Source organism: Companilactobacillus farciminis KCTC 3681 = DSM 20184, assembly GCF_002706745.1.
In the GTDB taxonomy this organism is placed as follows: Bacteria; Bacillota; Bacilli; order Lactobacillales; family Lactobacillaceae; genus Companilactobacillus; species Companilactobacillus farciminis.
Map to the genome: position 1 here is coordinate 1,788,437 of NZ_CP017702.1, position 12,478 is coordinate 1,800,914.

Here is a 12,478-nt window from a genome sequence, read left to right on the forward strand (position 1 = left end):
ACAGCCCCATATAGAGACTGTTTTCTTATTTATTTTCATTTAAATATTGAGCAGATACATTCAAAGCATCTTCGACTGCGGGAATCTTACCAACGTAATTCAAAAAGGCATGTCCTAAACCACCATAACGAACATATTTTGCCTCACAACCGGCCAAACCGATTTTTTGAACAAAGGCTTCATCTTGTAATCTAAACGGATCGAACTCACCAGTTAAAACGAGAACTCTTTTAAAAGTTAATGGTTGAGCATATAAAGGTGAAATAATCGGTGCTTCTAGGTCAATCTTTTGTCCATTCAAGTAGTATTTCGTCATAATGGAATCTAATTGCTTAAATTGCGTATAATTATTATGCAAAACACGTCTTTGGTCTTCTTTGATGGGAATTTCATGATCATCCCACAAACAACCTTGATGATTAGAGCCATGTACAACTGTAGGATAAAATAGAACGTGTTTATCTATCTCGCAAAGTCCCAAATTATGACACAATTGACTGACGCCTAAAGCGATTGCAGCACCAGCCGAATCCCCCGACAGAGATATCTTTTCAAATGACTTATTAGCCTCTGCAACGACTGACAATGAATCCATAATGCCATTTGGATAAGGTTTCTCGGGAGCAATTCCATAGTCAACGCTATAAATTACTCCGGTGAATTTCGTGGCTAAAAGGGTTAAAAATGGTAAAGTATCTTCTGGAGTACCACCGTAAAAAGCTCCACCGTGCATATAAACTAGAGCTCTATTTGAAGACAAGTTATTTCTAAAAATTTTCAAATAGCGAACTTTACGACCTAACTCATAAGTAACATTATTTTCTACAGTAATATCAGGATAAGGATTTTGGATAGTATCATGATTGTTGCCATCACGCAATTGCGTCAAATCATCTGGCAAATCTGAATCATCTGGCAATTGCTTTAAATGGTCAAAAATTATCGGATCATAGGAATGTGCGTCCACTCGGTCTTTTACTATCATTTGGACTCTCTTCAAATGTGGTATGTCAACTGTCTGAATTTGATTTAATCGTTCAAGTTCTACGTTATAATTATTCTTTATCATAAACGTCACCATTCTCTAAAATTAATTTGTTATCCTTATAACTGAATACATTATATTACATGTTTAAACATATATAATTCTGGATTATAATAATTATTTTTATTAAATATGACAAAACGACAATTAGGAGGTTATTTTTTTGACAACGGAAGCTGAACTATCTACCCGCCAAAGAAATTTACTAACAGTGCTTAACTTATTACAGCAAAACGATTCCCAATCGGCCAAGAACTTATCTGCCCAAACAGGTTTAAGTATCGTTAGTATCAATAAATTATTAGATGTATTAGACAGCAAACACCTCATCATTAATGGCTTTTTAAACACTCCTGGTCGACGTGCCAAAACTTATCAATTACGAGCTGATGCTGGTAAATTAGGAATCTTTCAATTGGTTGAAATTGACGGAAAGATTCAAATAACCTACTTTCTCTGTAATTTATTAGGACAAGTTTATCTACAAAAACAAGCTGCTAAGCCTTTGGAATCTTTGGACTACTTATTAGACTTCATCAAGAGCATGACTGCAAAACAACGTCCCGACAAGATCATTGTTGGCATTCCTGGTGTCGAATTGAACGCTCTTTTACAAATCAGTGATGTTAAATCATTGCAAGGTATCAACTTGACTGCAGCAATTACTACCGCTACTGGCATCGATTCTTTGATTGTTAATGACGTCAATGCTAGTACTTACGGCGCCAATAAGAAATCTTCCCATGAAAATATTACCGTTGGTATCTACTTCCCGAAAAATTTTGGTCCCGGCGTTGGTATTGTCATCAACAATCATTTGCTGCACGGTGCTGACGGTTTGACTGGTGAAATTGAATTCGGTACGGTCTCTTCAGACAACAAACCTCAAGAAATAATCCAGCACTTACAAAATATCATCAGTTTGCTCAATCCTAATTTAGTCATCGCCTACATCGAAAAATTGGACTTATCAGATACTCAAATCAATCACATTAAACAGACCCTCGACCGTAAATTGCCTTTGCATCAAAATTATTCATTGAGTTTCGATCATAACTTTGAAAAAGACTATTTAACCGGTTTAATTGCTATTGGCAGACGACAATTCTTACACGATCAAATCTTAAATTGAAAACGCTTTATTGTTTTGGTACAATATCCTTATCTTAATTAACAAGGTTAAAAAAGGAGTACTTATGATTAAATTAATCGCTATTGATATAGATGACACACTTTTAAATTCACAAAATAAAATTACTATTCAAACAAAGGAAGCTTTGCAAAAGGCTCTTCAAATGGGAATCAAAGTTGTTCTTTGTTCTGGCCGACCATTGGCTGGAGTGAGTCCCTATCTAAAAGAATTAGGTATCAGTGGCGACGAACAATACGTAATTACTTATAACGGCGCTTTAGTTGAAACTGTCTCAGGCAATATCATCTCCAAAAACGTTTTAGACAACGACAGCTATCGAAAAATTGCCAGTTATGCCACTGTCAATCACATGCCATATTACGTTTTAGATGACGATAGCAACGTCTACACTTCTGATCACGAAGTTAATCGTTTCGCTGTCATTCAAGCTTGGGAAAATAGCGCTGGAGTTTTGATCCGTACTCCCGATGAATTAGATGACGATTTTGAAATTACCAAAGCTGCTATCGTTGGTGAAAAAGAACAACTTGACCAATTTGAGCAACCCGTCAAGGATCAATTCTCAAAAGACTATTACGTGGTTCGTGCTGGTGGCAACTTTTTGGAGATTATGCATCAAGATGTCAATAAAGGTAGCGGTCTGAAAAAATTAGCACAAGCACTCAAAATAAGTCCTGATGAAATTATGGCCTTTGGTGATGAACAAAACGATATTCCAATGTTTAAATTTGCGGGAACAGCCGTGGCTATGGGTAATGGTTCAGACCTTGCAAAATCCTATGCTGACTACGTTACCGACACCAATGACAACGATGGAATCGCCAAAATTTTAGCTAAAAAAGTTTTTTAAAAAGTTAACAAATTCGATTGCTAGTTCTTTGAGCTTTCTTCTACAATTAAGTGAAAATTGAAAGGATCTAATAATATGACAATCAAATTAGTTGCAACCGATATGGATGGCACTTTCTTAACTGATGAAAAAACCTTCGACAAACCTAGATTTCAAAAGATTTATGACTATATGCTCCAAAACAATATCCAATTTGTTTCTGCCAGCGGCAATCAATACGATCAATTGAGAAATTTCTTCAAAGATTTCCCAGAAACTTTGTTCGTAGCTGAAAATGGTGCCCTAGTCGGTAGCCACAACGAGGTTTTCCGCTCTGATATTTTTAGCAATGATTTAAAGATGCGTGTGATTGACCTCTTAAATAGTCTGGACGATATTCAAGTAATCATGTGTGGCGAAAAATCAGCTTATATTTTGAACAGTTCTACACCAGAATTTATCAAAACTAGTACCTTCTATTTCCCAACAATCAAAATGGTCGACGACTTTAAAACAGTTGACGATGGCGTTTTGAAATTCTCTTGCAACTGTCCCGACGACGAAACAGAATTGTATATGCAGAAGTTAGCCGATTTAATTGGACCTGAAGTTGCTATTCCAACTAGCGGTCATGGTGATATTGATGTTGTAAGAGCTGATGTCAATAAGGCTTACGGTTTAGAATATTTAGCAAACAAACTAAACATTAAACCAGAAGAAATGTGTGCCTTCGGCGATGGTGGTAACGACTTAGAAATGTTGAGATATGTTGGTCACAGCGTTGCCATGGAAAATGGTTCACCGATTGTTTTAGAAACGGCCAAATATCAAACTATCAATAATAATCAACAAGGCGTCATCGCTCATCTAGAAGAAATTTTTGGTATATAAAAGAGCATGTGGATAACCCACATGCTCTTTTATTGTTCAAAATAACGTTGTTTTTCGGCTTCCCAATACTTTTTATCTTGGTCATTGATCTCACGTAAAACTTTGCAAGGATTTCCGACCGCTATAACGTTACTGGGAATATCTTTAGTTACGACAGCACCCGAGCCAATGACAACATTATCACCAATTGTTACACCTGGGTTAACGACTACGTTGCCTCCAACCCAAACATTGTTTCCAATCGTTATGGGTTTGCCATATTCATAATATTCATTACGAATAACTCCATCAATTGGATGTCCTGCCGTATAAAGACCGACGCGGGGACCGAACATGACATTGTCACCGATTTTGACGTTAGCAATATCCAAAATTATGCAGTCGTAATTGCTATAGAAGTTTTCCCCTATAACGGTGTTACAACCATAATCAGTGTGAAATGGCGGTTCGATATGAATCTTTTGGCCACTTTGCTTAAAGAGATCATCAAGAATTTTCTTACGATCAGCTTCTTGATACTCTGTTGTTTGATTGTACTCACGCAATAATCGTTTGGCCTTATGAAAATCTTTGGCAAGTTCAGGATCATCAGCAATGTACAAGTCCCCTGCCAACATTCTGTCTTTTTGTGAACGCATAGTTTCTCCTATCTGAAAACCGGTTTACTGTTACGATATTGAATATCTTCAACACCGTCAAGCACATTACTAAAACGCGCTGCCGCAAAGAAATAATCCGATAAGCGATTAATAAATTTCAAAACAAATTCATTAATTGGTTCTTCTTGCATCAAGGCAACAATTTCTCTTTCTGCTCGTCGAGTTACTGTTCTTGCCATATGCAAATTAGCAGCCGTTTTAGATCCTCCTGGTAAGATAAACTTCTTAGTTACAGGCACTTTAGCTGAATAGTCATCAATCTTCTTTTCTAACCAGTCGACTGAACCATTATCGTCTTTAAAGATAAATTCATGTTTCTTATCAGTCGGTGAAACAGCCAAATCAGTTCCACAGTCAAACAGTAATTGTTGGATTTCTAATAATTCATCTTTTAAAACTTCTGTCTTATCGGATAAATTAGCAATCACTACTCCAACCAATGAATTCAATTCATCCACTGTTCCGTAAGAATCGATTCTTTGAGCTGATTTATATAAAACGTCATTGCCAATAATTCTGGTCTTTCCTTTGTCACCAGTTCTCGTGTAGATTTTCATTTTCGTACTCCTTATTTAATTACGTATGAATAATTATCATACATTCTATAATAAATTATCAATAATTTCACAATGAATAACCGTAGCTTTATCTCCTATATCTATGTATAATATCACATGTAAGCGCAGTCATTGTGAAACTGGAGGAGATTACATGAATGATAGTTTAACCTTACAGCTTGTAGGGGAATTCGTTGGTACGTTAATTTTGATTTTACTTGGTGACGGAGTTGTTGCCGCGGTTACATTGAAAAAATCTAAAGCCGAAGGTTCTGGTTGGATCGCCATTGCTCTTGGTTGGGGACTTGCAGTAACTTTGGGGGTTTACTGTTCAGCCTTCTTAAGTCCAGCCCACTTGAACCCAGCAGTTACGTTAGGTATGGCCATTGCCGGAGTATTCCCTTGGTCAAGCGTCATCCCTTACATGATTGCTCAAACCTTAGGTGGTGTCGTTGGTGCCATTATCGTTTGGCTCAACTACTACCCACATTGGGAAGAAACAGAAGATTCCAGTGCAATTTTGGGAGTATTTGCTACTGGACCTGCCATTAGAAATTACTTCTTTAACTTTTTAAGTGAGTTCATTGGTACATTTGTCCTAGTCTTTGCATTATTAGCTTTCACACGTGGTAAATTCACCGAAGGATTGAATCCTATTGTCGTTGGACTATTGATCACAGCTATCGGTTTCTCACTTGGTGGGACAACCGGTTATGCCATCAACCCAGCCCGTGACCTTGGACCAAGAATTGCTCACCAAATCTTGCCAATCGCTAATAAAGGAGAATCAGACTGGGCCTATAGTTGGGTTCCTATCTTAGGACCTTTAGCCGGTGGTGCTGTTGGTGCATTCTTATATCTATTAATTCCGTAATAATTTTTAAAGGCGAACCTAAATCAATAGGCTCGCCTTTTTTCATGCTCAAAATAAATCATATTTTCGTTTGTAATTATTGAATAACTTTATCCACCGTTTACCCACAAATAACAACAATACGGCAGTAAACAATGCGTGGACGAAATCAAAATAAAAGCTGGCCATTATTGACGTAAAGATACTCTTAATTGTAATTGGATCAACGTAACCGACAATATAATAAATATCCATTATCCAACCCATCAAAAAGCCACTGAAAAAGCCCCAGACGACCAAAAGCCATTTAGGAACGCCATCGCTCATTAAACCGGAAATCAAGCCAATCACGCCCAAAGCAAACATCTGCCATGGTGTCCAAACGCCTTGTCCAAAATACATGTTAGATGTCAAAGCAATGATCGTTCCCATCAAAAAACCAGTCTCCGGACCACTAACGATTGCTCCCATAATTAAGATAAAAATCTCTGGTTTTACTGATGGCAAAGCTGCAAAGATGATTCTACCAACAACTGCTAATGCACAAATTATTGCGATAAAGACTATCTCTTTGGAATTGTGTTGAGACTTCTCAAATCTCCAAAAATAAACTCCTAAAGTCACAATTAAAAAGCCAAATGAGAATAACAAATAATTTTGACTAGAAAAAACTGCCATAAGAATCAAAACTATCAGCGATAATACTAATAAGATTGTTGATTTACGATTCAAACCGTTCAATATCCTTCCATGATAAAGCCTTAGGGAAAATATCCCTCAGAGCCTTATTTATTTCTGTTGTATAAAAAAATCGATGACTGAAAAATGTTTGTGGACGATTGAAATCACTTAATTTGCCATCAAACATCATTGCCACTCGGTCAAAATACTGGGCTGCAAATAATAAATCGTGACTATTGACAAAAACTGTCCCGCCCTTTTCTTGAAATTCCTTAAGCCGTCGACCTAATTCCATGCGTTTATTAGGATCTAGGCCCTTCGTAGGTTCATCCAAGAATAGAATCTGAGGATTTTTGATGAAACCTAGCGCTAATGCCAAAAATTCTTGTTGACCACCACTTAAATCGTAGGGACTGACATTTTCCAATCCTTCTAAAGAAAAGGCCTCTAAAACATCTGACATTTTTTGTTGGCTTTGGCTCAATTCAATCTGAAATTCTAATTCTTTGGCAACCGTATCCTTAGCAAACAAAGTTGCTGGATCTTGTGGCAACACAAAAACATTACGATAAAAATCTCTCGTTATCTTTTGTCCTGCAAATAAGATTTGACCAGATTGTTTTTGCAACTGCTGGGTAATGACCTTAAGTAAAGTCGTCTTCCCCATACCATTAGGGCCAACTACACAATAAGATAAGCCCTTCATCAATTTAAAGCTGACATTATCGACAATTTCGTTGCCATTATAGTCAAAACGAAAGTTCAATCGATTTACCGAAAGCAGCTCAGTATCACTTTGAATTGGAACCTCGTTGTCTTTAAACTGCAATTCGGTTTGATGATGATGAATGATTGAACTCAATTCCTTATTGTTCAATGGCAAAGAGACTCTTTCAGGCAATCGTAATTCCAAAAACAACCGGTCTACTTGCGTCAAATAATTTTTATAACGAGGATTGTTAAAAATAGTTTGCAAAGCTGCACTAGTGCTTTGATCGACGACCAAATGGCTAGCTTCCATTACAACTAAACGATTAGCATATTGTATTACTTGATCTAATTTATGCTCCACTAAAATAATTGTCATATCGAACTCGACATTAACCTTGTGGACCATTTGCAACAACTTCTCAGCTGCAATCGGGTCAAGTTGTGACGTGGGCTCATCTAATAACAAAACCTGTGGTTTCAAAATCAACGCACTCGCCAAATTGATCAACTGCTTTTGTCCACCAGATAAATTCTTGACTGGTTCATCTAATAAATTGATAATTCCCAAAAAACTAGCAATCTCGGCAATTCTCAAACCTATCTCGTTGTTAGACTGACCTTGATTATCCAAAATAAACTTCAATTCATCCCTAGGAGTTTCCATAATCAACTGGTTATCCACAAACTGTGAAACATAGGCAAAATGATTCGTATCCCGCAATAATTCGGTTTCTATGCTACCAGAACTCTTACCATCAGCTATCGGCAATAATTGCTTTAACAAGGTACTTTTGCCACTGCCAGTTTCACCGATCATCACCACAAAATCACCCTTATCGAGGGCAAAATTGATCTTATCTAGCGAAAGTCTTTGACTGTTGTAGTATTGGAAGCTGTAGTCTTTGAAACGTAGTATTTCCACCATAAGTACGTCCATCCCCCTATAATCAATGGCAATAAAATCAATAAACTATCGAAAATCATAACCAACCAAACTTTAACATCAGTTTGAATAAGTAGATTAGCCGAACCAAAGTTGATTTTGCCAATTTTTAAAATTACTAAAACAAGATTGACTATCACAGATATTAAAACAATCATTAGAATTGCCCAATCGCTGTTTTTAAAATCAGTCTTTCCTATTTTTTGTTGTCGCTGCTCATAGCCTTTCAAAGTCAATGCATCAGCCACATTCATGAAATTAGCAATTGCCTTGTTCAATACCACTTCCGTAAGTTCTAAGGTTACCTTGATTTTTTGATCAAATTTTTGCGGTTTTTCATAGACTCGAAACTTGTTTAACTCTTTAGTCTCACGGTAAATAGCAATAATTTGCGGAATAAATTTAATTGTTAAAACGAAGACAACGGCTACGCTTTTAAAAAACTTTGCCAATAATTCAAATATCACTTTGATCCTAATCAAAGCATCATATAAATAAAAAGCCCACAATAAATTCACAAAAGAAATTCCTAAAATAATTCCGTTGCTAAGCGATTCAAGCGTGACTTTGACAAATGGTATCGTCAATAAAAGATTATTTCCACGCTGATTCAAAATCAAATTAAACAATACAGTCACTAAGAAAATTAGCCCCGAGAATTTACAATACGTTTTGAATTTCTCCCGGCGTGTAAAAAATGCTACAACCAACAGTGAAACTAACACGCCAACAATAATGATTGGATTGTTAAACAGCAGAGATATTAAGATGACATTGACTAAATAAGCAAATATCGCCAAATTATTAGTATTCTTGTGAAAATGAAAAACTAATTGATTCAATATCTCCACCTCTTTTCCAATATTCTTATTCTAACTTATTAACTTTAAAAATCCAAATGATTCAAGAAAGTTTTATTTTGTTATAATAAAAATCGTGTTTAATTTACGAGGAGGAATTATCGATGAAAAGAATTGCTGCATTTTTAGTTGCATTATTGATGTTACTAGGAGTATTTGCTCCTGCTGCTGCAACACCTGTTCAAGCTAAGTCAACTAAAAATATCAAAGTGACTTACGTTTTGAAGAAGAATAAGAAACAAATTGCCAAGAAAACTCTAACTTTGAAGAAAAATACCACTGTTGCTCAAGGTTTGAAAAAAGGTTGGAAAGTAACTGACAAAGGCGGTTTCATTTCTAAGATCGATGGTCACAAACAAAATACTAAGAAAAAGATTTACTGGACTTTTACCGTCAACAAGAAACAAGTTAACGTTTCAGCTGACAAGAAGAAATTGCACAATAAAGACAAAGTCGAATTTAAGCTTTCAAAATATAACGGCTAATAAAAAAACATTCAACAACTTCCGCAAACGGAAAAATGTTGAATGTTTTTTTATTTATTAACGTCAAATGTGTAAGAACTTGAATAGAATGGAACTCGATATGCTCGGTAAACATAGGCTTTAGAAGCTGCATTTTCAATTGTTACGTTGAAAACTTGATTACCATCAGAATCGACTTCAATAATATTACTTTCTTCACCATTTTTCTTGAATCCGAAATCGACTAAGGTATTACCGTTAGATTCTCTTTCTGCATAACCGATAATACTAGTAAAGTTAGCTTTACCCAAATCTTTTCCATAAGACCAAGTTTGATCAATCGTCATATTCTTAGTATCAATATGATATTGCACAGCCTGTGAATACTTGCCACTAGTCTTCTTATCACCGTTTGTAACATCGATATTATTGTCATACAAGATCACATCTTCATAATTTTTGCCTTTATCCAAAAGATACAATCCGTGCTGACCACCAGTTATCGAAGTTCCTTTAGTAGGTGTTAAGACCTTACTACGATATTTCTTAGGCCATGACGACTTCTTCTTACCGCTGTAGATCCAGACAATTTTATTCGTCTTATAATCTAGTTTCATAATCATATCTTGATTACGTCCTGAAATAATAATCGAATTATCTGATTCATCATAATCGACTGAATTTTGATGGAACCAGTCGACTTTACCATCGGAACCAGCTTTGTAATCCTTGTACATTGAACTAGGTAAAATCTTCTTCAAATCGATAACTTTGACTACTTTACCGGTCTTATGAGAAATCTGTACCATAACGTCTTCTTTGTACTTCGAACCATCGCTGACAGTAGCTAGAATATCTTTATTTGGCAACTCGACTAAATCGTGGTGAATCAAAGTCTTTTCGTCTTTAGCATTACCCGAATCATTAGATTTCGTCTTAGTACTGAAAGTATATTCCTTGTAAACTCGACCCAAGACATCTGTTTCAATCAAATCATTATAAACTAAAGAATCTTGGTTCTTTTTCGTCAGAACTAACATGTGACCGTTAGAAATTTGTTCAATCGTGTGTTGTGAATAATCAGTCGAATACCAGCGAACCTCTCCGTCAGCATCGATTGCAAATGGCTCTTTGGTCGTACGGTTAACGATAGTTAGTTTATTGTCGCCAATATCCATTTTTGACTTATCGTTCTTAGAAACGGTTATTTTGGCATTCTTGACATATTTTGGCAACGAGCCAGTTTTAATTTGAATCGTCTTTTCGTCAGTCGTGCCGTCCTCATAAGTAACAGTGATTTTTACGTTATTAGTAGTATTCGCATACAAACCTACTACTGGTACTTGATGAGTCGTTGAATTGCCATTGACTGTATTAGTAATATCCGTAGAATCAGTTTTACCCTCAACAGTATATGAAACTTTCGCTTTTTGATCAGTCTGGAAAATTACTAATGCGGTCAGTGGTGATGTTTTATATGGATTAACCTTCACGTATGGATTATCCAAAGTATATTCTTTATTCTTAACAGCTTTTTGATAAGTCTTTGTTAACGTCGCTTGCTTATCCTCACGTGTATTAACAAGTTTCGAACCGATATTTTTCTTTATCTGGGCTGTAGATAGGACTTGTGAATCATTACTACTAGTCTGTGAACATCCCACTAAAAGAAACGAGATAAATAATAACGGTAATAAAGAAAAAATTACTCTCCTCCTCAAAAAATCATTCCCTCCTTTTATTCTTATATGAATAATTTATCAATTAAATATTTGTATTTCTTCAATATCCTGTGAAGATTTTATGAATTTAGGTCAAAAAAGGCCCTGAAATTACCGTTTCAAGGATAATTTCAGGGTAGCTTTATTTAATTATTAATGGTTGAAGATTCTTTTCGATTTCAGCCAATGGAGTATCAACTTGAGCTAAAGTGGCAGCGGTATAAGCACCCTCTACCAAAGCTACATCGTATTTATGAATCGTTTTATCGGTCATTTCTATCAACATTTCAAGGTTCATCTTCGAACTGCCTAAATCGTAAAATGCTAAAATTTCATCGCCAGTATTATCATCAACAGCTGCTTGAATCTTCTCCAATGAAGAACCAATTTCGCCTTCATCAGTTTCTCCAGCTGTCGTTATTGATAAATCTGGTGCTGCTTGAGAAATCAAGTCTTTTACGCCGGCAGCAATCTTACTCGAATGAGAAACTATTACGATTCCATATTTCATTTCTAGTCCCCCAATACTTCTAATAAGGATTCAAATAAGTACGCACTTGATTGTGCACCAGGATCAATATGTCCCTTTGACTTTTCCTCTAGATAACTCGCACGACCCTTGGTTGCTACTAATTCTTTGACATTTTCTAGAGCTGAGTCGATAACTTTTTGATCGAAAGCATCATTTTTCAAGGCATCGCTAACTGGTTGCCAGATATTGATCATTGTTTTCATACCAACATCTGATTGACCACGGCGTTTGATACCGTCAGTTCCAACTTGAATCAAATCTGCCAATTCAATATTTTCAGCCTTAACAGCCTTAGACATATCCAAAAAAGCAGTTCCATACAAAGGACCTGAAGCTCCACCAACTTTTTGAATCATTGCAAAAGCTGTTGCCTTATACAAATCAGCCACATTTTCAGGGTCTTTTTTGGCAAAAGAGTCTTTGATGGCGTTCATTCCACGATCCATATTCGTTCCGTGATCACCATCGCCGATTGCCGTATCCAACTCGTTTAAGTTAGCTTTATTTGCTTGAACTTTTTCTACAAATAAGTTAATCCATTTTTTTGCGTCAACTAATTCTAATTTCATCGAATCTTCC

General features: G+C 36.0%; 14 protein-coding genes. 5 read left to right on the forward strand and 9 right to left on the reverse strand.

Annotated features, from left to right (window positions below; all coding sequences use genetic code 11):
* Positions 1–25 precede the first annotated feature (25 nt).
* Positions 26–1,069, reverse strand: a complete 1,044-nt coding sequence (locus LF20184_RS08735) for an alpha/beta hydrolase fold domain-containing protein (protein WP_010020312.1) — start codon at positions 1,067–1,069, stop codon at positions 26–28.
* Between the two features lie 139 nt (positions 1,070–1,208).
* Here LF20184_RS08735 and LF20184_RS08740 point away from each other — a divergent pair, with 139 nt between their 5' ends.
* From LF20184_RS08740 to LF20184_RS08750, 3 genes are all read left to right on the forward strand, one after another.
* On the forward strand, positions 1,209–2,177 hold the full coding sequence (locus LF20184_RS08740) for an ROK family protein (RefSeq protein WP_010020313.1): 969 nt from the start codon (positions 1,209–1,211) through the stop codon (positions 2,175–2,177).
* 64 nt (positions 2,178–2,241) lie between these two features.
* Positions 2,242–3,048: a Cof-type HAD-IIB family hydrolase gene (locus tag LF20184_RS08745; RefSeq protein ID WP_010020314.1), complete on the forward strand. Its 807-nt coding sequence runs from the start codon at positions 2,242–2,244 to the stop codon at positions 3,046–3,048.
* Between the two features lie 75 nt (positions 3,049–3,123).
* A complete protein-coding gene (locus LF20184_RS08750) occupies positions 3,124–3,918 on the forward strand; it encodes a Cof-type HAD-IIB family hydrolase (RefSeq protein WP_010020316.1) in 795 nt (264 codons plus the stop codon).
* 29 nt (positions 3,919–3,947) lie between these two features.
* On the opposite strand, the gene LF20184_RS08755 is transcribed toward LF20184_RS08750, so the two are convergent.
* Both LF20184_RS08755 and LF20184_RS08760 read right to left on the reverse strand, forming a co-directional pair.
* Positions 3,948–4,556: a sugar O-acetyltransferase gene (locus LF20184_RS08755; protein WP_010020318.1), complete on the reverse strand. Its 609-nt coding sequence runs from the start codon at positions 4,554–4,556 to the stop codon at positions 3,948–3,950.
* Between the two features lie 8 nt (positions 4,557–4,564).
* Positions 4,565–5,134, reverse strand: a complete 570-nt coding sequence (locus LF20184_RS08760) for a cob(I)yrinic acid a,c-diamide adenosyltransferase (protein WP_010020319.1) — start codon at positions 5,132–5,134, stop codon at positions 4,565–4,567.
* 154 nt (positions 5,135–5,288) lie between these two features.
* Between LF20184_RS08760 and LF20184_RS08765 the strand changes: the two genes are divergently transcribed.
* Entirely contained in the window at positions 5,289–6,008 is a 720-nt protein-coding gene (locus tag LF20184_RS08765; RefSeq protein WP_010020320.1) for an MIP/aquaporin family protein, read from the forward strand.
* A gap of 48 nt (positions 6,009–6,056) precedes the next feature.
* Here the strand turns inward: LF20184_RS08765 and LF20184_RS08770 are convergent, their stop codons facing one another.
* From LF20184_RS08770 to LF20184_RS08780, 3 genes are read right to left on the reverse strand one after another with little or no spacing between them, the layout of a single operon-like run.
* The gene (locus LF20184_RS08770; protein ID WP_010020321.1) at positions 6,057–6,728 is read right to left on the reverse strand and encodes an ECF transporter S component family protein; all 672 of its coding nucleotides are present in this window, start codon (positions 6,726–6,728) and stop codon (positions 6,057–6,059) included.
* Positions 6,709–8,304 (reverse strand): ABC transporter ATP-binding protein, encoded by a 1,596-nt coding sequence (locus tag LF20184_RS08775; RefSeq protein ID WP_056945199.1) that lies wholly within the window; start codon positions 8,302–8,304, stop codon positions 6,709–6,711. Before LF20184_RS08775 ends, LF20184_RS08770 begins: the two co-directional genes overlap by 20 nt.
* Positions 8,238–9,164 (reverse strand): energy-coupling factor transporter transmembrane component T, encoded by a 927-nt coding sequence (locus LF20184_RS08780; protein WP_010020324.1) that lies wholly within the window; start codon positions 9,162–9,164, stop codon positions 8,238–8,240. Before LF20184_RS08780 ends, LF20184_RS08775 begins: the two co-directional genes overlap by 67 nt.
* A 122-nt stretch (positions 9,165–9,286) precedes the next feature.
* On the opposite strand from LF20184_RS08780, the gene LF20184_RS08785 reads away from it, so the two are divergent.
* Positions 9,287–9,667, forward strand: a complete 381-nt coding sequence (locus LF20184_RS08785) for a DUF4430 domain-containing protein (RefSeq protein ID WP_010020325.1) — start codon at positions 9,287–9,289, stop codon at positions 9,665–9,667.
* Between the two features lie 50 nt (positions 9,668–9,717).
* Here LF20184_RS08785 and LF20184_RS08790 read toward each other — a convergent pair whose 3' ends face one another.
* From LF20184_RS08790 to dhaL, 3 genes are all read right to left on the reverse strand, one after another.
* Positions 9,718–11,367 (reverse strand): aryl-sulfate sulfotransferase, encoded by a 1,650-nt coding sequence (locus tag LF20184_RS08790; RefSeq protein WP_010020326.1) that lies wholly within the window; start codon positions 11,365–11,367, stop codon positions 9,718–9,720.
* 142 nt (positions 11,368–11,509) lie between these two features.
* Entirely contained in the window at positions 11,510–11,878 is a 369-nt protein-coding gene (gene dhaM, locus LF20184_RS08795) for a dihydroxyacetone kinase phosphoryl donor subunit DhaM (protein WP_010020328.1), read from the reverse strand.
* A 2-nt stretch (positions 11,879–11,880) separates the two neighbouring features.
* On the reverse strand, positions 11,881–12,468 hold the full coding sequence (gene dhaL, locus LF20184_RS08800; RefSeq protein WP_010020329.1) for a dihydroxyacetone kinase subunit DhaL: 588 nt from the start codon (positions 12,466–12,468) through the stop codon (positions 11,881–11,883).
* Between the last annotated feature and the right edge of the window lie 10 nt (positions 12,469–12,478).